The sequence below is a fragment of the Pelomonas sp. CA6 genome (assembly GCF_022549225.1).
In the GTDB taxonomy this organism is placed as follows: domain Bacteria; phylum Pseudomonadota; class Gammaproteobacteria; order Burkholderiales; family Burkholderiaceae_C; genus Roseateles.
This window is the reverse complement of the sequence record NZ_JAKZFD010000011.1, coordinates 71718-96645: the sequence shown is the minus strand read 5'-3', so window position 1 is coordinate 96645 and position 24928 is coordinate 71718. Positions and strand designations below refer to the sequence as shown.

Below are 24928 nucleotides of genomic sequence, written 5' to 3'. Positions count from 1 at the left end.
GCGCGCCTCACCCGGCCACGCCGCGCACGCTGGAGACCAGGGTCTGGACCGTCAGGGTCCAGCCGTCCACCAGCACGAAAAGCAGCAGCTTCAGCGGCAGCGAAATCACCAGCGGCGACAGCATCATCATGCCCATGGCCATCAGCACCGAAGACACCACCAGGTCGATCACCAGGAAGGGGATGAAGAGCATGCAGCCGATCTGGAAGGCGGTCTTCAGCTCGGACAGCGTGAAGGCCGCCAGCTTGACCGGGAAGCTGTGCTGCGTCGGGTCGCTCACCTGGGTCTCGCCGGCCAGCTGCGCGATCTGGGCCAGCGCGGCCTTGCTGGTCTGGGCCAGCATGAAGCGCGCCACCGGCTTCTCGGCGATCGCGAGCGCCTGCGACAGCGTGATCTTCTCCTCGTCGTAGGGCTTGAGCGCCTGCTCCCAGACCTGGGTGCCGATCGGTCGCATCACCAGGATGGTGAGGATGAGCGCGACGCCGGTGACCAGGCGGTTGGGCAGGCCCTGCTGCAGGCCCAGGGCCTGGCGCAGCAGCGACAGCACGATGACGAAGCGGGTGAAGCTGGTCATCATCAGCACCAGCACGGGCAGCAGCCCGAGCAGGGTCATGATGACCAGGACCTGGGTCTTCAGCGTGAAGTCGCCGCCCGCGCCCGAGATCTTGATCGCGGCGGCGAAGGCTGGCTCGGCCGCCAGCAGCGCGGCGCCCAGGACCGCGCGGGCGGCCCAGCGCCCCATGCGGCGGCCCGGCATGGCCTTGTTCATGCGCCCAGGCTGTCCAGGTCCAGGCCGTCGATTTCCAGCACGCGCAGCGCGTGGCTGTCGCCGCTGACCACCACCTCGGCGCGGCCGATCACGGTGCCGTTGACCTTCATGGTCAGCGGCGCGCCGGCCAGGGTGTCCAGCTCCACCACGCTGTCGGGCTGCAGGCGCGCCAGCTCGTGCAGCGAGATGCGCGCTTCACCGACTTCCAGCGTCAGCGTCACGGGGATCTTGCGCATCAGCGCCGGCAGGTCGCGGGCCGCCGCGGGACGGGCGGGCGCGGGCTCTTGCGCCAGCGCGCCGTCGCTGTCGGTCAGCAGTCCGGCGATCAGATCGGAATCGCTCATCATCATTCACTCCAGGTCTTGGAAAGAGGTCAGGCACAGCTTGCCCTGGTGCTCGGCGACGGTGGCGCGCATCAGCGGCGACTCGTCGACCAGCACGGTGGCGTCGGCCAGGCGGATGGGGATCAGGCTGCCCGGCGCGAGGTCCAGCACCGTGCCCAGCGCCAGTTCGCGCTCCAGCAGGCGCGCCTGCAGCCTCAGATTCAGGCGCCGCCCCAGCGGCAGCGGCGCCGTCGCGGGCGGGCGGGCGGCGCGCGCGCCGTCGGCCAGGTGGCGCAGCAGCGGGGCCAGGTAACTGCCATCCAGCGCCAGCAGCACCTCGTGCGTCTCGCCCTGCAGGCCGTCGGCGATGCACAGCTGCAGCAGCCAGGCGTCGGCGCCCAGGCCCGGATGGGCGCTGGGCTGCAGCAGCGCGGGCTCGCTGGCCGTGGCGGCCGGCGCGGCCGCGTCCAGCCCGCCCTGGGCGGCCGCCTGCTCGATCAGCTGCAGGCACAGCGCGATCCAGCGCCGCGCCAGCTGTTGTTCCAGCCGCTCCTCGGTGGCGCTGCCCGTGCCGGCCGCCTCGGGGGGTGTCGACGCATCAGCCAGGCCCAGGCGGCGTGCCATCAGCCCGGTCACCAGGCGGCGCTCCATGCGGCAGGCGACGGCGCCTTGCGGGCCCAGCGTGCGCAGCCAGCGGCCTTCGGTGCCGCCGACGCGCCGGTCCAGCGGCTTGAGCGTCAAGGTGCGCAGCTGGTAGTCGGCGCGATAGCGGCGGTTCCAGGCCAGGCAGACCTGGCGCTGCAGCGCCTCGCGCATCTGTTCCGCGACCGCGGGCAGCAGGTGCAAGGGGCGACCCAGGCTGCGCGGATCCAGCGCCGCGGGTCGCTCGCCGGCTTCGGCGGCGGGCGTCTTCAAGGAGCTTTGCATGATGGGGTGGGTCCGGTTTCCTGGATTCTTCAAGAGACGGGGGATTCTATTTTTCGTTCAGCCGATATTCCCATCCATTACCGCCGTGGCTGTGGTTATCACGGGAATAGTTCACATCGGGTGTGTCGCCATGCGCACAAGCATGACCATGTCGGTTTAATGACTGTCGCCTTTGTGTCGCCATACCTCGATGAGTCCAATTTGCTTTCATTCGGCCTTGTTTTGCATAATTCGCACATCTATCAGATGCGTGCGATCTGCGAATTCTTCGGTGTTGCGGCCCATACTCCGTCTGTGAACTTCTTCACAGGCGGATGGCGGGTTTTGTGGCGCCGCACCACAACGACTTGTTTCAGCTCGTGGCGGCACGCTACAGTGCGTTGCATCAGGGCACACCCGAGCGAAAGCCGGGGTCGCAAAGCCTCCGGTCTACCGTCCGACCAGGACCAAGATAGCGGGGTTGCCAGACCTGAGTCTGTGAGTCGCGTGCTGCGCGGTTCCATAGCTACTCTTGCTTCTGCCGGGTCCCAAACGGACCCGTTGTGACCTGCTTGGCGCCAGCCAGGGTGCGTGCCCGTCGAACCCCAGGACGGAGCATTCCATGTCACCAGCGCATCACCCGCTTTCGATTCGCGCCTCCAGGCGATATTGATCGCCCACGGAGACCGATACGGCCGTGCATGGCCGCTCGAATCTCCTCCCTTAATTCCTTCAATCGCCGGGAAAAATCCCGCGAGGGGCGATGCTTTGCCGGTATGAATTGATTTTCAGAGGTTTAGAAATCTTCGCTCGAGGCTGCGTGAATTCGCTTCGCGTGGGTGTGTAAATATGATTTACATATTTCCACCTGAAAATGTTTTGTTCTGCTGTTTGAACACTAAATCCTCTGGCTCATAACCAGAGATCGGGAAGGAGTCGACGATGACAGTCCAGATGGCCATGGGCCAGGCGGCGCTGGAGACCCTGCTGCAGGGCGACGCGCTGCGCCTGCAGCAGGAAGCCGGCCGCCTGGTGGCGCCGGGGTCCGAGGCGGCCGCGGGCATGCCGGGTTTCGAGCAGGTGCTGCGCCGCGTGGACGAGCGTTCGCAGCTGGCTGACCAGCGCATGGAAGCCGTGGAGCGCGGCGAGAGCGACGACCTGGTCGGCGCCATGCTCGCCAGCCAGGAGGCCAGCCTGTCCTTTTCCATGCTCATGCAGGTGCGCAACAAGGTGGTCGGCGCGGTGGACGAGCTGATCAAGCTGCAGCTCTGAGGCCGACGGGATCCACGCCATGAACGAGTTGCAAACCCTGCCCGCCGCGGCCGCCTGGCGCCAGCGCCTGGCTGGCCTCTGGCAGGCCCGCCCCGCGCTGTCGCTGGCCGGGCTGCGCACGCTGGCGCCGCTGCTGCTGCTGGCCGCGCTGGTCACCGCGCTGGTGCTGGCGCTGATGTGGCGCGACCAGGCGGGCTACAAGCCGGTGTTCGGCCAGCAGGAGCGCGTGCCGGCGGCCGACGTGCTGGCGGTGCTGGATGCCGAGCGCATTCCCTACCGCCTGCATCCGGACAGCGGGCAGGTGCTGGTGGCCGATGCCGACCTGGGCCGCGCGCGCATGCTGCTCGCCGCCAAGGGCGTGGTCGCCAAGCTGCCGGCCGGCCTGGAGCTGATGGACCGCAACGACCCGCTGGGCGTGAGTCAGTTCGTGCAGGACATCCGCTTCCGCCGTGGCCTGGAGGGCGAGCTGGCGCAGAGCATGATGGCGCTGGACGCCGTCGCCGCCGCGCGCGTGCACCTGTCCATCGCGAAGAGCAGCTCCTTCGTGCTCAACGACGGGCAGAAGAGCAGCGCCTCGGTGGTGCTGACGCTCAAGCCCGGCCGTTCGCTGTCCAACGAACAGATCGCCGCCGCCGTCAACCTGGTGGCGGGCTCGGTGGCCGGGCTGGACCCGCAGCGCGTCAGCCTGGTGGACCAGCAGGGCCACCTGCTGTCGGCGCGCGTGGACCTCAGCGAAGGCTTCGAGGCCACGCAGGGCAACGAGGCCCAGCGCCGCATCCAGGACGAGGTGCGTCGCAATGTGCAGGAGCTGCTCGCGCCGGTGCTGGGCGAGCAGAACTACCGGCTCAGCGTCACCGCCGAGGTGAACAACGACCGCGTGCAGGAAACGCGCGAGCAGTACGGCGACGCGCCCAAGCTGACCAACGAGGCCATGCGCGAGGAGCAGGACCGCGAGCGCATCGCGCTGGGCGTGCCCGGCTCGCTGAGCAACCGGCCGGTCAACCCGCCGCCGCAGGCGGCCTCGGGCCCCGAGGGCGCGGCCGACGCCGGCAATGCCAGCAGCGCGCGCCGCAACGCCGCGACGCGCCAGTACGCCTACGACCGCAGCATCACCCAGGTCAAGCGCAGCCGCGGCCGGCTGGAGCGCCTCAGCGTGGCCGTGCTGCTGAACACCGCCGCCGCGCCGGGCGGCGCCAAGACCTGGTCCAACGAAGACCTGGGCAAGGTCGAGCGCCTGCTGCAGGGTGGCCTGGGGCTGGACAACCGCCGCGGCGACACGCTGAGCGTGTCCACGCTGGCCTTCCCGGTCGCCGCGCTGCCGGCGCCCTGGTACGAGCAGCGCGACACCTGGACCGAGGTGGCCGGCTGGGTGCTGCCGGCGCTGGGCCTGCTGGCGGGCTATCTGCTGCTGGGCCGGCCGCTGCTGCGTCTGGCGCGCCAGACGCTGGCGCCGCGCGCCGCCGGGCTGCCGGCGGTGGCGGGTGAGCGGGCGGTGGTTCCGACGCCGCTGGAGCCCCTGGGGGGGCAGGGCGGCCATGGCGCCTCGCCCGCGGCCACGGTGTCCCTCGCGCCGGCCGATTCCAGCGCGCCCGCGCTGGGTGGCCCGGCCGCGGTGACGCCGCTGCTGGAGAACTATGAGCTGCCGCCGCCCGGATCGCCGGTCGACGTGCTGGTGGACCACCTGAAGGTGCTCGCGGCCAAGGAGCCGGAGCGGGTGGCCGAAGTCGTCAAGCAATGGGTGCAGAAGAAAAATGGCCGAAGCGAGTGATTTCATTCCGCCCAGCAGCGCGGCGTCGCTGAGCCCCGTCGAGCGCGCGGCCATCGTGCTGTTGAGCATGGGCGAGGAGCCGGCCGCGGCGGTGCTGCGCTGCCTGTCGCGCGAGGAGCTGCTGGACGTCACGCAGGTGATGTCGCGCCTCTCCGGCATCAAGGTCGACTGGGTCAAGCATGCGTTGCAGGACTTCTTCGACGACTACCGCGAGCAGAGCGGCGTGCACGGCGCGTCGCGCAGCTACCTGAAGCGCTCGCTGGACCTGGCGCTGGGCGGCGAGATCGCGTCCAGCGTGCTGAACAGCATCTATGGCGACGCGATCCGGCCCAAGATGCAGCGCCTGCAATGGGCCTCGCCCAAGTGGCTGGCCGAGCAGATCGGCCATGAGCACCAGCGCATGCAGGCGGTCTTCCTGGCCTTCCTGCCCAGCGCGCTGGCCAGCGCCGTCGTCGCCGCGCTGCCCGAGGGCACGGCCGGCGGCCGCGACCGCGTGCTGCTGGAGATGGCCCGCCTCAGCGAGGTGGACGCCGAGCTGCTGGCCGAGCTGGAGGAACTGGTCGAGCGCTGCCTGGCCGGCCTGGGCCAGCAGGGTGCCACCGTCGAGGGCGTCAAGCAGGTGGCCGAGATCCTGAACCGCCTGCCCGGCGAGCGCCAGCAGATGGTGGAGCTGCTGCGCGCGCACGACCCCGAGGTGGTCGGCGAGATCGAGGTCAGCATGTACGAGTTCTTCATGCTGTCGCGCCAGAGCGAGGCCGTGCTGACGCGCCTGATCGAGGAGGTGCCGCTGGAGCTGTGGGCGGTCGCGCTGAAGGGCGCCGAGCCCGCGGTGCGCGACGCCATCCTCGCCGCGATGCCGCGCCGCCAGGCGCAGAGCTTCGAGGACCTGATGCGTCGCGGCGGGCCCATGCCCAAGAGCCGCGTCGAGCAGGCACGCGCCGAGGTCATGGCCCAGGTCAAGACCCTGGTCGACGCCGGCGAAATCCAGGTCCAGCTGTTTGCCGAGGCCACTGTCGAATGAAACCGCAGCTGCGTCCGCACCGCTTCCCGCCGCTGGCCCATTTCCATGGCGACCCGGGCCTGGCCCTGGCCTCGCCGTCGCAGAGCGGCGCGCAGCTGCAGGCCAGCCTGGCGCAGGGCTTCCAGGAAGGCCTGGCCAAGGGCTACGAAGAGGGCTACGCGAGCGGACTGGCCGGCGGCCAGGACGAGGCGCGCGCCGCGGCGCGCAGCAGCGGCCATGCCGAGGGCCTGGCCGAGGGCCGGCAGGAAGCCCAGCAGCGCCTGCAGGCGCCGCTGCTGGCGGTGGATCAGGTGCTGGCGGAGCTGGAAAAGCTGCAGCACGACTACCAGTCCGCGCTGCGCCGCGAGGTGGTGGAGCTGGTCGAGCGCGTCGCGCGCCAGGTCATCCGCGCCGAGCTGACCCTGCGCCCGGCCCAGCTGGCGGCGCTGGTGGACGAGACGCTGTCGGCGATGCCGCCGGCGCGCGACGGTGTCGAGGTCTTTCTGAACCCCGAGGATCTGCAGCGCCTGCGCGAGCTGGCGCCCGAGCGCGCGCGCGACTGGCAGCTGCATGCCGACGCGGCGCTGGAGCCGGGCGAATGCCGCGTGCTGGCCGGCGGCCGCGAGGCCGATGCCGGCTGCCGCCAGCGCCTGTCGGCCTGCATGGCCCAGGTACGCGGCCAGCTGCTGGAGCCCGCCGAGCTGCCGCCGCCGGGCGAGCAGCCCGTGCTGGAGAGCGAGGAGGGCACGCCATGATCAGCAGCGCGCTGCGCCGTGTCGAGCTGGGCGAGGTGCCTGTGGCGACGCCCACGGGCCGCCTGGTCGGCGCTTCGGGCCTGCTGCTGGAAGCCAGCGGCTGCACGCTGCGCACCGGCCAGCGCTGCCTGATCGAGCTGCAGGGCGAGGGCCCTGATGCGTGGATGGCCGCGCAGGTCGTGGGTTTCCGCGACCAGCTCGCCTATCTGATGCCCTTCAAGAAGCCCGAAGGTCTGGCGGCCGGCGCACGCGTAATGGCGGCGCCGGAGCGCAACGGGCCGATGATCGGTCCGGGCTGGCTGGGCCGCATCGTCAACGGCCTGGGCGAGCCCATGGACGGGCTGGGTCGCCTGCCCGGCGATCATCCGCTGCCGGCCACGCCGCCCAAGATCAATCCGCTGCGCAAAAAGCCGGTGCACGAGCCGCTGGACGTGGGCGTGCGCGCGCTCAACGGGCTGCTGACGCTGGGGCGCGGGCAGCGCGTGGGGCTGATGGCCGGTTCCGGCGTCGGCAAGAGCGTGTTGCTGGGCCTGATCACGCGCAACACCGTGGCTGACGTTGTCGTCGTCGGGCTGATCGGCGAGCGCGGCCGCGAGGTGCGCGAGTTCATCGACCTGTCGCTGGGCGCCGAAGGTCTGGCGCGCTCGGTCGTCGTGGTCGCGCCGGCGGACGAATCGCCGCTGATGCGTTTGCGTGCCACCGAGCTGTGCCACAGCATTGCCGCCCACTACCGCGACCAGGGCCGCCATGTGCTGCTGCTGGTGGATTCGCTGACGCGCTACGCGATGGCGCGCCGCGAGGTGGCGCTGGCGCTGGGCGAGCCGCCGGCCACGCGCGGCTATCCGCCGTCGGTCTTCAGCCTGCTGCCCGAGCTGGTGGAAAGCGCCGGCAACGGCGAAGGCGAGGGCAGCATGAGCGCGATCTACACCGTGCTGGCCGAGGGCGACGACCAGCAGGACCCGGTGGTGGACACCGCGCGCGCCATCCTGGACGGCCACATCGTGCTGTCGCGCGCGCTGGCCGAGCGCGGCCACTACCCGGCGATCGACATCGGCCAGTCCATCAGCCGCTGCATGGGCCTGGTCGCCGGGCAGGAGCAGCTGCAGGCGGCGCGCCAGCTCAAGCAGCTGATGGCGCGCTACGAGCAGGTGCGCGAGCTGATGCCGCTGGGCGCCTATGTGCCCGGTGCCGACCCCGCGACCGACCGCGCCGTCGCGCTGTGGCCGCGCATCGAGGCCTTTCTGCACCAGGGCACGCACGAGGCCGCGCCGCTGACCGAGACGCGCGCCCGCCTGAAGGAGATGCTGCAATGAGTGGCCACGGTTCCGAACACCTGCAGCGCAGCCTGGGCCGGCTGATCGGCCTGCAGTCGCTGGCGCTGGAGCGCCAGCAGGCGCAGCTGGCCGAACAGCAGCGCCTGTGCGAGCGCGTGCAGGGCACGGTGCAGCGCCTGGAGGCGCTCAGCGCCCAGGCCAGCCTCAGCGGCACCGTGCTGCCGGGGCTGGCGCAGAACGGCGCCGCCTACAAGCAGGCCATGCTGGCCTGGGCCGACCAGCAGCGCCAGGAGCTGGCGCACCGCGAGGCCGAGCTGGCGCTGGCGCGCAATGCCACGCTGGCGCTGGCGCGCAAGAAGGAAAGCCTGCAGCAGTTGCTGGACCGCGTGGACCAGCGCCTGCATCTGGAAGGCACGCGGCGCGAGCAGAAGCGCCAGGACGATCTGGCCCTGCAGGCCTGGGGGCGGCGCTGATGTGCGACATGCGCCCGATGTTTAAGCGCCGCGGCCGTCCGGTCGTCTTTCTCCAGGGTCATCCCACCGACCTTTCTGGAGGAGCACGCCATGGCTGATTTCAACCCGACCACGATGGCCACCCAACTGGCCACCGCCTACACCCAACCGACCCAGGCGCTGCTGGACCGCCAGAGCAAGGTGGCCCAGAGCACCTCCACCGGGCTGAGCAAGCTGCAGAGCGCGCTGAGCGCGTTCAAGACCGCGCTGGCCGGCCTGTCGTCCTCGGCCAGCCAGGGCGTGACCCAGTACAGCGCCAGCGCCAGCGACGCCGCGGTGCTGTCCGCCACCGCCAACAGCAAGGCGCAGCCGGGCAGCACGCCGCTGTTCGTCGAGCAGCTGGCGACCACGCATCAGGTGGCTTACCAGGACCTGCCGGCGGTGCCGGCGGGCCCGGGCAGCATGTCCGTGCAGCTGGCCAACGGCAACAACTTCAACGTCGACCTCGCCAGCGCCGACTCGGACGGCGACGGCACGCTGTCGCAGACCGAGATCGCGCGCGCGATCAACACCTCGGCCGCGGGCCAGGTCACGGCCATGGTCGTCACCGTCGGCGGCCAGACCCAGCTGATGCTGAGTTCCGGCACCAGCGGCGCGGGCGGCAAGATCACGCTCAACACCTCGGGCCTGCCCGCCGGCGCGCTGCGCACCGCGCTGGAAGACCCGACGCGCCGCAAGGAGCTGGTCGCGGCGCAGGACGCCGTGGTCTGGCTGGGCGCCAAGGACAGCGGCGTGCGCCTGCAGCAGGGCAGCAACACGCTGACCGCGATCGAGGGCGTCAGCGTCACGCTGAAGAAGGCGCAGGCCGCCGGCGAGGCGCCGGTCACGCTGACCGTGGGCCGCGATGACAGCGCCACCAGCGCCAAGCTGCAAGGCTTCGTCGACGCCTACAACACACTGGAAAAGGCGCTGGACGAGCTGACCGCGGTCGGCAAGGACGGCGCGACGCCGGGCGCCTTCGCGTCCGACGCGGGCGTGCGCGCGCTGCGCGACCGCCTGGCCAACCTGCTGCGCCAGGACTTCGGCGGCGGCAACCTGCGCACTCTGGGCGTCAGCGCCGACCGTACCGGCGCGCTGAGCCTGGACAAGACCAAGCTGGGCAAGGCCCTCACCAAGGACCCCGCACTGCTGGACACGGTGATGGGCAACGCCTCGCTGTCCGCGCCCGCCGGGCTGCTGGGCGGCTTCGACAAGCTGGTCGAGCCCTGGACCAACAACGTCAACGGCCAGATCAAGCAGCGCCGCGGCTCCGTCGAGACGCAGCAAAAAGCCATCAGCAACCGCCAGGCGCGCCTGGACGTGCAGTACAGCCAGGCCTACGACCGCTACCTCAAGCAATTCACCCAGCTGCAGAACCTGCAGTCGCAGATGGGTCAGACCGGCGGCATGTTCTCCGCCCTCAGCACCTAGAACACCCCATGAGTTACGACGCCTACCAAAGCTATCAAACCGTCCATCTCCACGCGCAGACGGCGCAGGCCTCGCCGGTCCAGCTGGTGCTGGTGCTGATGGACGGGCTGCTGGACGAGCTCGCGCGCGCCCGCGCCCACATCGAGGCGCGCCGCTACGAGCTCAAGGCGGCCAGCCTGGAACGCTGCGTCAACATCATCAACGGCCTGTCCAGCGCGCTGGACCTGGACAGCGGCGGCGAGGTGGTGCACAACCTCGCGCGGCTCTACGACTACTGCGCGGAGCGCCTGCACCGCGCCGGCGTGGACCTCAACGTCGCGCTGATCGACGAGGTCCAGCGCCTGATGGCGCAGATCCGCGGCGGCTGGCAGGGAGTGCTGCAGCGCCATGGATAAGAGCACGCCCCTGACCCCGCGCCTGCAGATGCTGGGCGAGCGCCTGCGCGAGGCCGCGGCCGCGCGCAACTGGCAGGCCCTGGCGCGCAGCGACGCCGAGCTGGCGCAGCTGCTGTCCGGCCTGAATCCCGTCCGCCTGAGCCCCGGCGAGCGCGGCGCGCTGCGCCAGCTGGAGCGGCTGCACCTGCAGCTGCGCCAGGACTGCGCGCGCGAAAGCGAGCGCATCGCCGGCGTGCTGGCGCAGATGCAGATGCAGCGCCCGGCCTGGAACGCCTACGCCGAAAGCCAGTCCTGGAGCGCGGAGGCCGGCGCATGAATGCCTTGCTGAACCTGGACAACGCCCGCGCCGCCGCCACGCCGCGCGACGGCGCCGTGCAGGCCGCGCTGGACGGCGCGCCGCAGCAGGCGCTGCTCGGCCGGCCGGCCCCCGCGCAGGCCACGCCGGCCGGCGCCTTCGCCGACTGGCTGGCCGACAGCGCGGCGCAGCCCGAGGCTTCGACCGACACCGCGGCGGCCCTGGCCGCCACGCTGGAGCAAGACCTGACCCCGGCGCGGGCCGTGGGCACGTCGCAGGCCGAAGCGGCCGGCGACGGCGACGATCAAACGGCCGGTGAGGCCTCGGCCCCGTCCCTGCCGACCCTGGCAGCGCTGCCGCTGCTGGCCGCATGGCCGGCGATGGCGACGCCGCCGGTCCGCCTGTCCCAGGCGGCCGGCGATGCCGCGATCCCCGTCTCGAGCACGGTGGGCGCGGTGCTGGACGTGGCGGAAGCCTCACCCGCCGTGCTGAGCCTGCTGGCCGGCGCGCCCACCGCGCCGCCGCCGGCCGCGCGCGACGAATTCGCGGCTCCGGGCCAGACCCTGGCCCAGCCGGCCGCGGCGCCGCTGCCGTCTCCGGCCGCCGCGCTGGCGGGGCTGGCCGATCTGGCCACCGTGGCCGCCGCGGCGGCACCGGGCGCGGATGCTTCTCTGCCCGCGACGCTGAAGCTGCCGGCGGCACCCGAGGGCCGGGCCTGGCAGCAACCGCTGCTGCAGGCCCTGGGCGATCGGCTGCAGCTGCAGATCGCGGCGCGCAGCGAGCAGGCCCAGCTGCACCTGGAACCGCCCCAGCTGGGCCGCATCGAGATCGCGATCCGCCAGCAGGGCGGGGCGCTGCAGGTGCGCCTGTCGGCCACCCATGACGAGGTGGCCCAGCAGCTGCGCCAGATCAGCGAGCCGCTGCGCCAGGACCTGGTGCAGCGCCACAGCGGCGAGGTGTCGGTGCAGGTCGGTTCCGCGTCGGTCGCCAGCGACGGACGCGGGCGCGATGGCACCGGCCAGGGCGGGACCTCCGGCGGCGGCGCGGGCGAGCAGGCCCGCGAGGGCCGGCGCCAGACGCCGGGCCAGGCACTCGCCGACGAGGGCGCCGACGCGCCGCAGGATGAATTCGCCGGCCGGCTCTACCAGGCCGGCCAGGGTTGAGCAGGGGCAGGACGATGAAGAACAAGCTCAAGCTGGGGTTGCTGATCGCGCTGGTGGCCGTGCTGGCCGCGGGCGCGGCCGGCGCTGCCGTGTGGTGGCTGCAGCCGGGCAAGGCGCAGCCGCGCGGCGCCCAGGAGGCCGCCGCCGCCGCGGCAGCCAAACCGGCGCCCGACTACAAATACGTGACGCTGGACAAGGTGCTGGTGATGCTGCGCGGGCGCAATGGCGAGGCCGTGCCGCACTACATGGCGGTGGACATCGTCTTCAAGGCCCCGCCCGACCAGGAGCGCCGCACCAAGGAACACCTGCCGCTGCTGCGCACCGTCGCGGTGAAGGCGCTGTCGGTGCACACGGTGGAGAGCGCCTCGGCGATGAGCGTCGAAGACTTCGCCAAGGCGCTCAACAAGGCCTACCGCGACAGCTACCAGGCGGAGCGGCGCGAAGCGCCTTTCGTCGAGGCGCTGATCGGCAAGCTGATCATCGAGTAAGCCGGAGCCACAGGTGCAACACGCCTACGCCGAATGGGGCCAGTCCGCGACCGCGGGCCTGAGCGCGGAGATCGAGCAGCGCACGCTGCGCGACTACGCGCCGCTGGTCAAGCGCATCGCGCGCCAGCTCGGCAGCCAGGCCAGCGCCGTGATGGACCGCGAGGACATGGAGCAGATCGGCCTGATGGGACTGCTGGAGGCGCTGCGCCGCTACGGCCCGCCGGACGCCGGCTTTGCCGCCTTCGCCAGCCTGCGCGTGCGTGGCGCCATCCTTGACGAGCTGCGCCGCCAGGACTGGCGCCCGCGCAGCGTGCGTCAGGACAGCCACCGGCTGCGCGACGCGCTGCGCGCGCTGACGCGCCGCCTGGGCCGCGAACCCGCCGAGGCCGAGATCCTGGCCCAGCTGCAGATCAGCGCCGAGGCCTACCGCGAGTTCCTGCAGGCCGAGGTGGCCGAGGAACTGGCCAGCTTCGACGAGCTGGTGGAGGAACTGGCCCAGCTGCCCAGCGAACAGCGCAGCCCCGAGGCCCAGCTGATGGTCACGCGCTCCATCGCGCAGGCGCTGGGGCAGCTCAATGAACGCGAGCAGCGCGTGATCCAGCTCTATTACGAATTCGACGCCAGCCTGAAGGAAATCGCCGCGGTGCTGGACCTCACCGAGGCGCGCGTCTCGCAGATCAACAAGGGGGCGCTGGCCAAGATGCGCGCCTTCCTGCAACAGGGCTGAGGCCCCCGGAGTACCCATGCAAGCCTTCGTCGGAATCCTGATCACCCTGGGCTGCGTGTTCGGCGGCTTCATGCTGCACGGCGGCAGTTTCAAGGTCATCTGGCAGCCGGTCGAGCTGCTGATCATCGTTGGCGCCGGCCTGGGCGCGATCGTGCTGGGCAACCCGCGCCACGTGTTGTCGGAGATGCTGCTGCAGCTGCGCAAGCTGGTGCGCCGCGACCACCGCGGCCAGGAGTTCCAGCGCCAGCTGCTGTTGCTGATGTACGAGCTGCTGCAGGCGGCCTCGGGCGGTCTGAAGGCGCTGGACGCGCATGTGGAGGCGCCGCAGGACAGCGTGCTGTTCCAGCGCTATCCGCTGATCCTGAAGCAGCCCAAGCTGCTGCACTTCATCGTCGACAACTTCCGCTTGATGGCCATGGGCAAGATCAGCGCGCATGAGCTCGAAGGCGTGCTGGAGCAGGAGCTGGAGGCCATCCACGACGAGCTGCTGCAGCCCTCGCGCTCGCTGCACAAGATCGCCGAGGCCATGCCCGGCTTCGGCATCCTGGCCGCGGTGCTGGGCATCGTGATGGCGATGAACACCGTGGCCGAAGGCGCCAGCACCGGCGAGATCGCGGTGATGGTGGCCGCCGCGATGGTGGGGACCTTCATCGGCATCTTCTTCTGCTACGGCGTGCTGGACCCGCTGTCCAACATGATGAAGCAGCTGGTCACCGAGGAGCTGGCCGCGCTGGAGTCGGTCAAGGTGGTGCTGGTGACCCACGTGGCCGGCAAGCCGCCGCTGCTGGCCATCGACGCCGGCCGCCGCCTGGTGCAGCTCAATTCCAAGCCCAGCTTCGTGATGCTGGAAGGCTGGATCGAGCAGCTCAACGGCAAGGAGGCGGCACCGCAGCCGCGCCGCCGCGCCACCGACCGCATGCCGGGCGAGGGAGATCGTCGTGCCGCCTGACCTGCAGGCCATCAAGGGCGGGCGCGCCGGCGATCACCAGACGGTGGTCAAGCGCGTCTCGCGCCGCCACGACGACGAAGGCCATGGCGGCGCCTGGAAGGTCGCGTTCGCGGACTTCTGCCTGGCGCTGCTGTGCCTGTTCCTGGTGCTGTGGCTGCTCGCGTCGCGCAATTCCGAGCGCATGCAGGTGGTGCTGCAGAACGCCGGCGCCAACCTGATCGAGGACGGACAGGGCCTGACCAACTCGCTCGCCGCCGGTTCGCGCGGCAGCATGATCGAGCGCCACCCGGTGCCCGCGCGCAGCGAGGACCCCAGCCCCGGCGACCCCTCGCGCGGTCCCAGCGACGCGCGCGTGGGCCGGCCCAGCCTGGACACGCCCGAGCAGCTGCAGGCGCTGGCGCGTCGCATCGCCGGGCTGGCGGCCGAGGAGGGGCTGGAGGGCCATCTGCGCAGCGCGGTCACGGCGCAGGGCCTGCGCCTGCAGCTGCACGACACCGAGTCCAGCGGCATGTTCGAGCGTGGCAGCGCCCTGCCGGGCCCGCGCCTGCGCGCGCTGCTGCGCAAGCTCGGCCCGCTGCTGGCCGAGGTGCGCAACCAGCTGCTCATCGTCGGCCATACCGACGCCACGCCCTATCACGACAAGGGCCCGGGCGCCTTCTCCAATTGGGCGCTGTCCAGCCACCGCGCGATGGCGGCGCGCCACGAGCTGCTGATCGGCGGCATGCCCGAGTCCAGCGTGCTGCAGGTCAGCGGCATGGCCGACGCGGCGCTGCTGGACCCCCAGCACCCGGACGCGGCGCCCAACCGCCGCATCGAATTGATGCTGCTGACCAGCGCGCAGGCGCGCGCGGTGGCGGGCATGTTCGGCCCCATGGGCGGCGCGCCCGCCGACATCCAGGAACAGCTGCGCGGCTTTGCCGCGCCGGCCGGCCGCTGAGGAGGCCGCGATGCGAACCAAGGCAAGAGGTGAACGTATGAAGATCACGCCCCAGGGCGGCGCGCTGACGCCGCTGAGCGCGGCGCAGCCGGCCCAGGCCGCGCAGGACGCCGGTCCGGCCGCGGCCGCGCCGGCGATGCGCACCGCGGACAAGCTGGAATCCGGCGTGCTGAAGCCGGCGCAGGAAGCGCTGGCCGCGCTGCCCGAGATTGACCACGACAAGGTCGCCGCGCTGCGCGAGGCCCTGGCCAAGGGCGAGATCCGCTTCGACGCCGGCCGCCTGGCGCAGCTGATCCAGCGCTACCACGGGGGACGCGGATGAACGCCGGCCTGCCTTCGCCGCGCGACGCGGCGCGGCTGCTGCGCGAGCTCTGCGAAGGCCTGCGCGCCGACGAAGAGGGCCACACCCGGCTGGAAGAGCTGCTGGAGCAGCAGTTCCAGGCCGCGCTGCGCCACGAGACGGCGCGCATGACGGCCTTGTCGGACGAGGTGCTGGCCCAGGTCGAGACGCTGGAGCGCCAGCGCGACGCGCAGCGCCGCCTGCTGGGCCTGCTGCTGGGCCGCCAGGAGCGGCCCACGCTGCGCGCGCTGATCCGCCGCCTGCCGCCGGCCAGCGCCGAGCCGCTGGCGCGCCAGTGGCAGGCGCTGCAGTCGGGCATCAACCGCTGCAAGACCTTGAACCTGCGCAACTGCCGCCTGCTCAGCGAGCAGCGCGCGCTGATGCAGCAGCAGCTGGGCCAGGAGGAGCATCTTTATGCGCAGCGCTGAACTGGGACTGGAGCGCGCCGGCCTGCTGCCCGCGGCGGGACCGCAGGCGGTGGGCGCGAACGGCGGCGGACGCGGCTTCGACAGCCTGTTCCGCCAGCTGCAGGGCGAGGTGACGCGCTTCATCGAGCAGGGCAGCGGCGCCGCCGCGCTCAGCCCCGAAGGCCAGTGGAGCCGCCAGCGCGTGCAGGCCCAGGCGGGCGCCTCGGCGCCGGCCGGTGAGGGCGCCGACGCGGCGCAGCGCCAGGCCTTCGTCGACCAGATGCTGCCGCTGGCGCGCGAGGCCGCGCAGGCCCTGGGCGTGGCGCCCGAGGTGCTCACCGCCCACGCGGCGCTGGAGACCGGCTGGGGCCGCGCGCCGCTGCGCCGCGCCGACGGCAGCGACAGCCACAACCTGTTCGGCATCAAGGCCGGCGGCGCCTGGCAGGGCGAGGTGCTGCAGGCCATGACCACCGAGGTGGAGCAGGGTCAGGCGCTGGCGCGCCGCGAGGCTTTCCGTGGCTATGGCGACGCGTCGCAGTCCTTCGGCGATCTGGCCCGGCTGCTGTCCGGCAACACGCGTTACCAGGCCGCGCTGGGCAGCGGCGCCGACGCGCGCGCCTACGGCCAGGCGCTGCAGCGCGGCGGCTATGCCACCGACCCGGACTACGCCGACAAGCTGGCGCGCGTGGCCGCGCAGATCCAGGGAGGCCGTCGATGAGCCGCTCAGCGCAGCTCGGCCGGCTCCACCAGGCCGGTTTCCAGCACCCTGGCCTGGATGACGCGGCCGCTGCCGGCATTGCGCACGCGGATCAGCGCGCCGCGGGCGCCGCCGTCCAGGGCTTCGCCGCGCGCTTCCACGGCGACACCGTCGCGCGCCGCCTGGATGCGCACGCTGTCGCCGCGCTTGACCAGCTGCGCCGCCACCAGCAGGCGCTTCTGCAGCAGCTGGCCCGGGCGCAGGCTGCTGCGCGCCGCCAGGCCCGGCTCCAGCGTGGACAGCGCGTCGGGGGTCTGGCTGACGTCGCGCCGCTGCAGCTGCACGTCGCTGTCGGCGACCGGCTGGCCGGCCGCGACCGGCTGGGTCAGCACCAGCACCTCGGCGCTGAGCGTGGCGCGCAGCAGGAAGTCCTGCGGCGGCGTGCGCCCGTCGGCGCAGCGCGCGCTCAGGCGCAGGCGCAGCAGGCTGCGCAGGTCCTGCACCGCGAGGTCCCAGCCGCCCGCGCAGGGCGGCACGGGGCGCGCGCCGGCGGGCTGCGTGAGCTGCACCTCGGGAGCGATCCAGCCGGCCTGCTGGGCCTGCTCCAGCAGGCTGCGGCGCGCCAGGTCCAGCGCCTGGGCATTCAGATCGGTGGCCTGCGGGCCGGCCTGCGCGGCGCCTGAGGCGGCCAGCGCGAGCACAACAAGGAGAGAGGGAATAGGCATGAGCATCGATTTCAGCAAGGCCGCCGGCATCCACGACGACGCGCTGCGTCTGCGCGCCGAGCGGACCAAGGTCCTGGCCTCCAACATCGCCAACGTCAGCACGCCGGGCTACCAGGCGCGCGACCTGGATTTTGCCGCGGCGCTGCAGAGCGCGGCGGGCGAAGACGCCGAGGCCGGGTTGCTGGCCGGTGGCGGCGACGACGCGCTCAAGTATCGCGTGCCCTACCACCCCGCGCAGGACGGCAACACCGTGGAGCTGGGCGTGGAGCAGGCCAGCTTCGCGCAGAACGCGCTCGACTTCCAGACCAGCCTGAGCTTCGTGAACATGAAGCTCAAGGGCCTGGCCAAGGCCATCGCCGGCCAGTAAGCAAGGAGTTCGCATGTCCTTCAAGCAGATCACCCAGATCGCCGGTTCGGCGATGTCGGCGCAGACGGTGCGCCTGAACACCATCGCCAGCAACCTGGCCAACGCGCAGTCCGCCGCCGCGACGCCCGAGACCACCTACCACGCGCGCAAGCCCGTGTTCGCCGCGCTGGCCGCGCAGGCCGGGCTGGGCGAGCAGCAGCTTTCGGGCAGCCGCGTGCAGGTGCTGGACGTGGTGGAAAGCCAGGAGCCGCTGCGCAAGGCCTACGAGCCGGAGAACCCGCTGGCCAATGCGCAGGGCGAGGTCTATTACCCCAATGTCAACCCGGTGGCCGAGATGACCGACATGCTGTCGGCCTCGCGCGCCTTCGAGACCAATGTCGAGGTGCTGTCGCGCGTGAAGTCCATGCAGAACGCGCTGCTGCGCCTGGGAGAAGCCTGATGAGCGTCGTCGATCAAGTCGCCAAGAACGGCGCGTCCACCCAGGGCCAGAACGGCGCGGCCGTGGCCGCCAACGGCGCCGGCGGGCTGAGCAATCTGTTCACCACGCTGCTGGTGGCGCAGATCAAGAACCAGGACCCGCTGTCGCCGCAGGACCCCTCGCAGTTCGTCAGCCAGCTGGCCCAGCTGAGCCAGGTGGAAGCCATGCAGAAGATGGCCTCGCAGGGGCAGACCAGCGCCGGCATGCTGGCCAGCCTGCAGCTGATGACGCTGGGCGCCCAGGTGGGCAGCACGCTGCAGGCGCGCGTCGAGGCGCTGCAGCTGGACAAGAGCCCGCTGCCGCTGCACTTCACGCTGGACTCGGCCAGCCCGGTCAACACCCTGGTGCTGACCGGCAGCGACGGCAGCGAGCGCCGCGTCGAGCTGGGCTCGCTGGGCGCCGGCGAGCAGGCTTACACGCTGGACCCGGTCAAGCTGGGCCTGGGCAAGGGCCGCTACGAGCTGCGCCTGGAGACCCCCGACAAGCGCGTCGTCGCCCTCGAGGCGCGCACCCAGCTGCAGGGCGTGCGCCTGGCCGCCGACGGCAGCGTGATGCTGCAGCTGGCCGGCGCGGGCGAGGTGTCCAGCCAATCCATCACCCAGTTCAAGGGCCGCGACGCGGCCCGTTCCTGAATCCCGCCATCCACGGAGGCCACCATGAGTTTCGAAATCGCACGCTCGGGCATCAACGCGGTCAGCGCCAGCCTGGAGACCATCAGCAACAACATCGCCAACGCCGGCACCTACGGCTTCAAGTCCAGCCGTGCCAACTTCTCGGCCATGTATGCCGACAGCCAGGCCATCGGCGCCGAGATGAGCTCGGTCTCGCAGAGCATCGAGAAGGGCGGCGGCCTGTTCAACACCGGCCGCGGCATGGACGCGATGATCCAGGGCCGCGGCTTCTTCGCCGTGCGCAACGACGCCGGCCAGCAGGTCTTCACCCGCGTGGGCCTGTTCAACGTCGACAAGCAGGGCTATGTGGTGGACGCGCACGGCCGCAAGGTGCAGGGCTATGCCGCGGTGCTGGACGCCAGCGGCAAGCCCGTGCCCGGCGCCGGCCTCGGGGCGCTGGGCGACTTGCGCGTGCAGGCCGGCCAGATTCCGGCGCAGGCGAGCGACAAGCTGGCCTTCAACGGCAACCTGTCCTCCGACTGGTCGGTGCCGGCCAAGACCCCGGTGAAGAAGGACGAGCCGGGCAGCTTCAACAGCTCGGTGACCTCGGTGGTCTACGACTCGCTGGGCGCCAAACACAGCCTGAGCCAGTACTTCGTCAAGACGCCCACCGGCGTGGACGTGTACTACAGCTTCGATGGCGCGGCGCTGGGCGCGACGCCCGATGCGCAACTGAGCTTCGACGCCAAAGGCCAGCTCGGCACCGTGCCCGCGGTGACGGTGAACGCCACGCCCGGCAACGGCGCCGCGCCGATGAGCATCGCGCTGGACTACACCGGCACCACGCGCTTCTCGGGTGACACGACCACGCTGACCAATGCCGCCAACGGCTATGCCGCCGGCACCATGACCGGCACCAGCATCGCCGAGGACGGCTCGCTGGTCGCGACCTACAGCAATGGCCAGAAGCAGACCGTGGGCACGGTGGCGCTGGCCACCTTCGCCAACGAGGGCGCGCTCAAGCCCATCAGCGACACCAGCTGGGAAGCCAACAACGACAGCGGCGCGGCGCTGTTCACCCGTCCTGGCGCCGGCACCGCGTCCAAGCTCAGCGGCGGCGCGCTGGAGCAGTCCAACGTGGACATCACCGGCGAGCTGGTGAACCTGATGTCCGCGCAGCGCAACTACCAGGCCAACACCAAGCTCATCTCGACCGAGAACGAGATGGTGCGGGCGCTGATGCAGGCGGTCTGACCGAAGTCGCGATGGACGCCCTGATCTACACCGTCATGAGCGGCGCCGAGCGCATCCAGCGCGCGCAGGCCGTGCATGCCAACAACCTGGCCAACCTGGAGACCGCGGGCTTTCGCGCCAACCTGGAGCAGGCCGGCGCCGCCCAGGTCTCCGGCTATGGCTACGACGCGCGCCATCTCGCGCGGCTGAGCTCGGACGCGGTCAGCGAACGCGCCGGCAGCCAGCGCGAGACCGGCCGCGACCTGGACCTGGCCATCCAGGGCGAGGGCCTGTTCGCGCTCGCCCAGGGCGGTCCGGACGGCAGCGAGGCCTACACCCGCGGCGGCAACTTCAGCGTGGACGGCCAGGGCCGGCTCATGCTGGGCCGTCATGCGGTGCTGGGCGAGGGTGGCCCCATCGTGCTGCCGCCACACGAGAAGCTGGAGGTGCTGCCCGACGGCACGCTGGCCGTGCTCGCGCCGGGCCAGACCGAGCTGCAGACGGTGGACCGGCTCAAGCTCGTCAACCCGCGCTTTGCGCAGATGACCAAGAACGAGGCCGGCCTGCTGGTGGCGCGCGACGGCGCCGCCGTGGCGAGCGACGAGAACGTGCGCGTGGCGGCCGGCAAGCTGGAGTCCAGCAATGTCTCCGCCGTCGAGGAAATGGTCGCGACCATGAACCTGGCGCGCGACTTCGAGCTGCAGATGCGGCTGTACAAGGCCGCCGACGGCATGGCCGAGTCCGGCAACCGGCTGGTGCGCGACTGAGCGCGCGCCGCCTCCCAACCCCCATTCCCGAGGAGCAAGCATGAACCCCGCCATGTGGATCAGCAAGACCGGTGTGCAGGCGCAGGACGCCAAGCTGCAGGCCATCGCCAACAACCTGGCCAACGTCAACACCGTGGGCTACAAGCGCGACCGCGTGATGTTCGAGGACCTGTTCTACCAGGTCGAGCGCCAGCCCGGCGCCCAGGGCGCGGACGGCAATGCCAGCCCCGGCGGCGTGCAGCTGGGCAACGGCACGCGCCTGGTCGGCACCCAGAAGGTCTTCACCAACGGCAATCTGCAGACCACCGGCCAGACCCTGGACGTGGCCATCGTCGGCGGCGGCTTCCTGCAGGTGGAGGGCCCCAACGGCCGCCCCGCCTTCACGCGCGCCGGCCAGCTGCAGGTCAGCGCCGAGGGCCGCCTGACCAACGCCCAGGGCCTGCGCCTGCAGCCCGAGATCACCGTGCCCGCCAACGCGACCTCGCTGACCATCGCCGAGAACGGCACGGTCAGCGCCACGCTTGCCGGCAGCACCACGCCCAGCGAGCTGGGCCAGCTGCGCCTGACCCATTTCGTCAACCCGGCCGGCCTGCTGGCGCTGGGCGACAACCTCTACCAGGAGACCGCCGCCAGCGGCGCGCCGACCGAGGGCGTGCCGGGCGAGAACGGCCTGGGCAAGATCAAGCAGGGCGCGCTGGAAGGCTCCAACGTGCAAGTGGTCGAGGAGATGGTGGACATGATCGCCGCGCAGCGCACCTACGAGATGAACACCAAGGTGCTCTCGGCCGCCGACAACATGCTGCAGGTCCTGGCCCAGGCGGCCCGCTGACGCGATGCGTGCCGTCCTCGCTCGCGCCATCGCGCTGCTGTCGCCGCTGCTGCTGGCCGGCTGCGGCGCGCTGCAGCCGCCCGCGCTGCCCAGCGCAGATCCCGGCCCGCTGCCGCCGCCCATTGCCGCGCCGCAGCGCCCCTCGGGCGGCGGCGTCTTCGTCGCCGGCCGCAGCGCCAGCCTGACCGCCGACACGCGCGCCTTCCGCGCCGGCGACGTGCTCACCGTCGTGCTGCAGGAGGCCACCCAGGCCAGCAAGAAGGCCGACACCCAGATGGGCAAGCAAAGCGGCGCCGGCGTCAAGGCCGACCTCAACGGCAAGGCCAAGGCCTTCTCGCTGGGCAGCGACCGCGACTTCAACGGCAGCGCCGCGAGCACGCAGCAGAACACGCTGCAGGGCGCAATCACCGTGGTCGTGCAGGAGGTGATGGGCAACGGGCTGCTGCGCGTGGCGGGCGAGAAGAGCCTGACGCTGAACCAGGGCGAGGAACTGGTGCGCGTGGCCGGCTATGTGCGCGCCGCCGACGTGGACGCCGAGAACCGCGTCTCGTCGCAGCGCATCGCCAACGCGCGCATCAGCTACAGCGGCCGCGGCCACCTGGCCGACGCCAACACGCCGGGCTGGCTCACGCGCTGGTTCGTCAGCCCCTGGAACCCCCTGTAGAGCCGCGCACAGGCAGGAGTAGGAAAAACATGAAGCAACTCGTCATTGCCAGTCTGCTGAGCCTGACCCTGATGGGCGCGCAGGCGGCGCAGAGCCTGCGCCAGCTGGTCAGCGTGGAGGGCGTGCGCGAGAACCAGCTGCTGGGCTATGGCCTGGTCGTGGGCCTCAATGGCAGCGGCGACAGCACCCAGGTCAAGTTCGCCGGCCAGTCGGTGGGCAACCTGCTGAAGCAGTTCGGCGTCAAGCTGCCGGAGCGTACCGAGGCCAAGTCGCGCAATGTCGCGGCCGTCATGGTCAGCGCCAGCTTTCCCAGCGGTTACCGGCGCGGCCAGACCATCGACATCACCGTGTCCTCGCTGGGCGACGCCAAGAGCCTGCGCGGCGGCACGCTGCTGTTGACCGAGCTGCACGCGGCGGACGGCGAGGTCTACGCGCTGGCCCAGGGCAGCGTGGTGGTGACCGGGCTGAACGCGCAGGGCCAGAGCGGCTCCAGCGTCACCGTCAACACGCCCACCAGCGGCCGCGTGCCCAACGGCGCCAGCGTCGAGCGCGAGATCGAGAGCGACTTCGACACCCGGCCCGAAGTGGTGCTCAACCTGCGCCGGCCCAGCTTCCAGACCGCGACCCAGATCGTCGAGGCGGTGAACCGCCGCTTTGGCGCCGGCATGGCGAGCACGCGCGACGCGACCAGCGTCGCGGTGCGCGCGCCGGCCGGACCGACCGAACGCGTGGCCTTCGTCGCGCAGCTGGAGGCCTTGCAGGTGGAGGCCGCGCCGGCGCTGCCGCGCGTGGTGTTCAATTCGCGCACCGGCACCGTGGTGATCGCCGACGGCGTGAAGGTGCGGCCCGCCGCGGTCTCGCATGGCTCGCTGAAGGTGGTGATCAGCGAGACGCCGCGCGTCAGCCAGCCCCAGCCCTTCAGCCAGGGCCGCACCCAGGTCGTGCCGCAGTCGCAGCTGACCGTGGACCAGGGCAACGGGCGCATGTTCCGCTGGCCCGCGGGTACCAGCCTGCAGGCCATCGTCGACATGGTCAACAGCATCGGCGCCAACCCGGACGACCTGATGGCCATCCTGCAGGCGCTGGACCAGGCCGGCGCGATCGACGGCGAACTGCAGGTGATCTGATGCTGGACCCACGCTCCATTCCCCAGCCGCTGCAGCCCGGCGAGGCGGCCGCCAGCGGCCCCGAGGCGCGCATCCGCGCCCAGGCCACCGAGGCCGCGGTCAAGTTCGAGGCCTTCTTCATCAAGCAGATGATCAGCCAGATGCGCGCCGGCACGCGCGCGCTGGCCGACGAGGACAGCCCCGAGCGCCAGCGCGTCAACCAGGACATGCTGGACCTCGCCGACGGGATGGTGGCCGACTCGCTGGCCCAGCAGCGCGCCTTCGGCATCGCCGACCTGATGCTGCGCCAGGTGTTGCCGGCCGCCGGTTTAAGTTCCGCGCCCGCCGGGTCGCCCTCTGACAAGAGCAAGGAGAACCCGTCGCGATGAGCATGATCCTGAACGGGCTGAGCGGGGCGCTGGCCGCCCAGGCGGCCCTCAACACCACCAGCCAGAACGTCGCCAACGCGATGACGCCGGGCTACACCCGCCAGGGCGTGCTGCTGGGCTCGCTGGAGACGCCGCAGGGCGGTGCCGGCGTGCAGGTGTCGGCGCTGCTGCGCTTCGCCGACGGCTACAAGAGCCTGCAGCTGTGGCAGGCAGCCAGCAACCTGGGCCAATACCAGGCCGGCCAGCCCTATCTGAACCAGCTGGAACAGGTGATGTCGGACGACACGGCCAACATCAACCGCGGCGTGGACCAGTTCTTCGCGGCGCTCAACGCGGCCAGCGTGCAGCCCGAATCCGGCCCGCTGCGCGAGCAGGTGATCACCGCGGCGGACGGCCTGGTCAAGCGCTTCGACAGCCTGCAGCGCCTGTTCGCCAACCAGCAGAACTCGGTCAATGCGCAGCGCGAGGCGGTGGTGGGCCAGATGAACACGCTGACGCGCGAGATCGCGCTGCTGAACCGGCAGATCTCGGCCGGCCGCAGCGCCGGCCTCAACGACGCCGGCCTGCAGGACGCGCGCGACGAGAAGATCAAGAGCCTGTCCACGCTGGTGGGCGTGCAGGTGGTGGACCAGCCCGATGGCGCCAAGAGCATCTCGCTGCGCGGCGGCCAGCCGCTGGTGGTGGGCAGCGACGCCGCCGCCCTGGCCACCGACGGCCCCGGCCAGCTCAGCCTGAGCTTCGCCAGCACCGCGTTCAAGCTCTCCGACACCGGGCAGGGCGGGCAGCTGGGCGGCCTGGCCGACCTGCAGGCGCAGGTGCTCACGCCGATGAAGACCTCGGTGCAGGAGCTGGCCCAGGGCCTGGCCAAGCTGGTCAACGACCAGCTCGCCGCCGGCTATGCGCCGCCCGCCGCCGGCCCCGGCAAGCCGCTGTTCGACACCAGCGGCGGCGTGCTCAAGCTGGCGCCGCTGGCGGCCAGCGAGCTGGCCTTCTCGGCCAGCCCCACGGTCAGCGGCAACAGCGGCAACCTGAGCAAGCTGGTCGCCTTGAAGGGCCAGGGCGTCACGCTGACCCGCTTCGACACCCAGGGCCAGGCCACGGGCAGCGAGACCGTGGTCGTCGGCGACGTCTTCACCCAGCTGATCGGCCGCCTGGGCGTGGCCAGCCAGCTCAACCAGTCGGCGCAGAAGACCGCGCAGAACGTGCGCGACCAGGCCGAGGAGAACTGGAAGTCCAGCAGCGGCGTCAACACCGACGAGGAAGCGATCAATCTGATGCAGTACCAGCAGATGTACCAGGCCAACATGAAGGTGGTGGCGGTGGCCAACCAGCTCTTCGACAGCACCCTGGCGATGCTGGGCTGAGACGGGCG

At 71.4% G+C, this 24928-nt stretch carries 31 protein-coding genes and 1 riboswitch; of the genes, 27 read left to right on the top strand and 4 right to left on the bottom strand.

Annotation, left to right across the window (positions count from 1 at the left end; genetic code table 11):
• Positions 1-7: 7 nt before the first annotated feature.
• The 3 genes from fliP to LZ017_RS18030 are packed head-to-tail and all read right to left on the bottom strand — an operon-like array spanning position 8 to position 2019.
• A complete protein-coding gene (gene fliP, locus LZ017_RS18040; protein ID WP_241398297.1) occupies positions 8-769 on the bottom strand; it encodes a flagellar type III secretion system pore protein FliP in 762 nt (253 codons plus the stop codon).
• Positions 766-1113: a FliM/FliN family flagellar motor switch protein gene (locus tag LZ017_RS18035; RefSeq protein WP_374109946.1), complete on the bottom strand. Its 348-nt coding sequence runs from the start codon at positions 1111-1113 to the stop codon at positions 766-768. Before LZ017_RS18035 ends, fliP begins: the two co-directional genes overlap by 4 nt.
• Positions 1114-1119: 6 nt before the next feature.
• Positions 1120-2019: a FliM/FliN family flagellar motor switch protein gene (locus LZ017_RS18030; protein WP_241398295.1), complete on the bottom strand. Its 900-nt coding sequence runs from the start codon at positions 2017-2019 to the stop codon at positions 1120-1122.
• Positions 2020-2398: 379 nt separating this feature from the next.
• Positions 2399-2487, top strand: a riboswitch (cyclic di-GMP riboswitch).
• 453 nt (positions 2488-2940) lie between these two features.
• Here LZ017_RS18030 and LZ017_RS18025 point away from each other — a divergent pair.
• From LZ017_RS18025 to flgJ, 17 genes are all read left to right on the top strand, one after another.
• A complete protein-coding gene (locus tag LZ017_RS18025) occupies positions 2941-3270 on the top strand; it encodes a flagellar hook-basal body complex protein FliE (protein WP_241398294.1) in 330 nt (109 codons plus the stop codon).
• Between the two features lie 19 nt (positions 3271-3289).
• A complete protein-coding gene (gene fliF, locus LZ017_RS18020; protein ID WP_241398293.1) occupies positions 3290-5038 on the top strand; it encodes a flagellar basal-body MS-ring/collar protein FliF in 1749 nt (582 codons plus the stop codon).
• Positions 5022-6059: a FliG C-terminal domain-containing protein gene (locus LZ017_RS18015; protein WP_241398292.1), complete on the top strand. Its 1038-nt coding sequence runs from the start codon at positions 5022-5024 to the stop codon at positions 6057-6059. The genes fliF and LZ017_RS18015 overlap by 17 nt, the downstream gene beginning before the upstream one ends.
• Complete coding sequence (fliH, locus tag LZ017_RS18010) at positions 6056-6793, top strand: flagellar assembly protein FliH (protein WP_241398291.1); 738 nt, start codon at positions 6056-6058, stop codon at positions 6791-6793. Before LZ017_RS18015 ends, fliH begins: the two co-directional genes overlap by 4 nt.
• Positions 6790-8106, top strand: a complete 1317-nt coding sequence (gene fliI, locus LZ017_RS18005; protein WP_241398290.1) for a flagellar protein export ATPase FliI — start codon at positions 6790-6792, stop codon at positions 8104-8106. Before fliH ends, fliI begins: the two co-directional genes overlap by 4 nt.
• On the top strand, positions 8103-8540 hold the full coding sequence (locus LZ017_RS18000) for a flagellar FliJ family protein (protein ID WP_241398289.1): 438 nt from the start codon (positions 8103-8105) through the stop codon (positions 8538-8540). Before fliI ends, LZ017_RS18000 begins: the two co-directional genes overlap by 4 nt.
• 90 nt (positions 8541-8630) lie before the next feature.
• Positions 8631-9989 carry a flagellar filament capping protein FliD gene (gene fliD, locus LZ017_RS17995; protein ID WP_241398288.1) on the top strand — a complete coding sequence of 453 codons (1359 nt, stop codon included), beginning with the start codon at positions 8631-8633 and terminating at the stop codon, positions 9987-9989.
• 8 nt (positions 9990-9997) lie between these two features.
• Positions 9998-10384: a flagellar export chaperone FliS gene (gene fliS, locus LZ017_RS17990; protein ID WP_241398287.1), complete on the top strand. Its 387-nt coding sequence runs from the start codon at positions 9998-10000 to the stop codon at positions 10382-10384.
• The gene (locus LZ017_RS17985; protein WP_241398286.1) at positions 10377-10700 is read left to right on the top strand and encodes an IS110 family transposase; all 324 of its coding nucleotides are present in this window, start codon (positions 10377-10379) and stop codon (positions 10698-10700) included. Before fliS ends, LZ017_RS17985 begins: the two co-directional genes overlap by 8 nt.
• Positions 10697-11842 (top strand): flagellar hook-length control protein FliK, encoded by a 1146-nt coding sequence (locus LZ017_RS17980; RefSeq protein ID WP_241398285.1) that lies wholly within the window; start codon positions 10697-10699, stop codon positions 11840-11842. Before LZ017_RS17985 ends, LZ017_RS17980 begins: the two co-directional genes overlap by 4 nt.
• A gap of 14 nt (positions 11843-11856) precedes the next feature.
• Entirely contained in the window at positions 11857-12330 is a 474-nt protein-coding gene (locus tag LZ017_RS17975; RefSeq protein ID WP_241398284.1) for a flagellar basal body-associated FliL family protein, read from the top strand.
• Between the two features lie 13 nt (positions 12331-12343).
• The gene (locus tag LZ017_RS17970; protein WP_241398283.1) at positions 12344-13057 is read left to right on the top strand and encodes a FliA/WhiG family RNA polymerase sigma factor; all 714 of its coding nucleotides are present in this window, start codon (positions 12344-12346) and stop codon (positions 13055-13057) included.
• A 16-nt stretch (positions 13058-13073) separates the two neighbouring features.
• Positions 13074-14006 carry a flagellar motor stator protein MotA gene (gene motA / locus LZ017_RS17965; protein WP_241398282.1) on the top strand — a complete coding sequence of 311 codons (933 nt, stop codon included), beginning with the start codon at positions 13074-13076 and terminating at the stop codon, positions 14004-14006.
• Complete coding sequence (locus tag LZ017_RS17960; RefSeq protein ID WP_241398281.1) at positions 13996-14943, top strand: flagellar motor protein MotB; 948 nt, start codon at positions 13996-13998, stop codon at positions 14941-14943. Before motA ends, LZ017_RS17960 begins: the two co-directional genes overlap by 11 nt.
• A gap of 37 nt (positions 14944-14980) precedes the next feature.
• Complete coding sequence (flgM, locus tag LZ017_RS17955; RefSeq protein WP_241398280.1) at positions 14981-15265, top strand: flagellar biosynthesis anti-sigma factor FlgM; 285 nt, start codon at positions 14981-14983, stop codon at positions 15263-15265.
• Positions 15262-15711, top strand: a complete 450-nt coding sequence (gene flgN / locus LZ017_RS17950) for a flagellar export chaperone FlgN (protein ID WP_241398279.1) — start codon at positions 15262-15264, stop codon at positions 15709-15711. The genes flgM and flgN overlap by 4 nt, the downstream gene beginning before the upstream one ends.
• On the top strand, positions 15698-16408 hold the full coding sequence (flgJ, locus tag LZ017_RS17945) for a flagellar assembly peptidoglycan hydrolase FlgJ (RefSeq protein WP_241398278.1): 711 nt from the start codon (positions 15698-15700) through the stop codon (positions 16406-16408). The genes flgN and flgJ overlap by 14 nt, the downstream gene beginning before the upstream one ends.
• A gap of 5 nt (positions 16409-16413) precedes the next feature.
• Here flgJ and flgA read toward each other — a convergent pair whose 3' ends face one another.
• Positions 16414-17112: a flagellar basal body P-ring formation chaperone FlgA gene (gene flgA, locus LZ017_RS17940; protein WP_241398277.1), complete on the bottom strand. Its 699-nt coding sequence runs from the start codon at positions 17110-17112 to the stop codon at positions 16414-16416.
• Between flgA and flgB the strand changes: the two genes are divergently transcribed.
• From flgB to flgK, 10 genes are read left to right on the top strand one after another with little or no spacing between them, the layout of a single operon-like run.
• Entirely contained in the window at positions 17111-17479 is a 369-nt protein-coding gene (flgB, locus tag LZ017_RS17935) for a flagellar basal body rod protein FlgB (RefSeq protein WP_241398276.1), read from the top strand. The genes flgA and flgB overlap by 2 nt on opposite strands.
• A gap of 13 nt (positions 17480-17492) precedes the next feature.
• A complete protein-coding gene (gene flgC / locus LZ017_RS17930; RefSeq protein ID WP_241398275.1) occupies positions 17493-17918 on the top strand; it encodes a flagellar basal body rod protein FlgC in 426 nt (141 codons plus the stop codon).
• Entirely contained in the window at positions 17918-18589 is a 672-nt protein-coding gene (locus LZ017_RS17925) for a flagellar hook capping FlgD N-terminal domain-containing protein (protein WP_241398274.1), read from the top strand. Before flgC ends, LZ017_RS17925 begins: the two co-directional genes overlap by 1 nt.
• A 24-nt stretch (positions 18590-18613) precedes the next feature.
• Positions 18614-19822, top strand: a complete 1209-nt coding sequence (locus LZ017_RS17920) for a flagellar hook-basal body complex protein (RefSeq protein WP_241398273.1) — start codon at positions 18614-18616, stop codon at positions 19820-19822.
• 11 nt (positions 19823-19833) lie between these two features.
• On the top strand, positions 19834-20568 hold the full coding sequence (locus LZ017_RS17915) for a flagellar basal body rod protein FlgF (RefSeq protein WP_241398272.1): 735 nt from the start codon (positions 19834-19836) through the stop codon (positions 20566-20568).
• 40 nt (positions 20569-20608) lie between these two features.
• On the top strand, positions 20609-21397 hold the full coding sequence (gene flgG / locus LZ017_RS17910; RefSeq protein ID WP_241398271.1) for a flagellar basal-body rod protein FlgG: 789 nt from the start codon (positions 20609-20611) through the stop codon (positions 21395-21397).
• Between the two features lie 4 nt (positions 21398-21401).
• A complete protein-coding gene (flgH, locus tag LZ017_RS17905) occupies positions 21402-22061 on the top strand; it encodes a flagellar basal body L-ring protein FlgH (RefSeq protein ID WP_241398270.1) in 660 nt (219 codons plus the stop codon).
• 29 nt (positions 22062-22090) lie between these two features.
• Positions 22091-23188, top strand: coding sequence for a flagellar basal body P-ring protein FlgI (locus tag LZ017_RS17900; RefSeq protein WP_241398269.1), 1098 nt, complete (start codon positions 22091-22093; stop codon positions 23186-23188).
• Entirely contained in the window at positions 23188-23556 is a 369-nt protein-coding gene (locus LZ017_RS17895; protein ID WP_241398268.1) for a flagellar biosynthesis protein FlgJ, read from the top strand. The genes LZ017_RS17900 and LZ017_RS17895 overlap by 1 nt, the downstream gene beginning before the upstream one ends.
• Complete coding sequence (gene flgK / locus LZ017_RS17890; protein ID WP_241398267.1) at positions 23553-24920, top strand: flagellar hook-associated protein FlgK; 1368 nt, start codon at positions 23553-23555, stop codon at positions 24918-24920. The genes LZ017_RS17895 and flgK overlap by 4 nt, the downstream gene beginning before the upstream one ends.
• Positions 24921-24928: the final 8 nt, after the last annotated feature.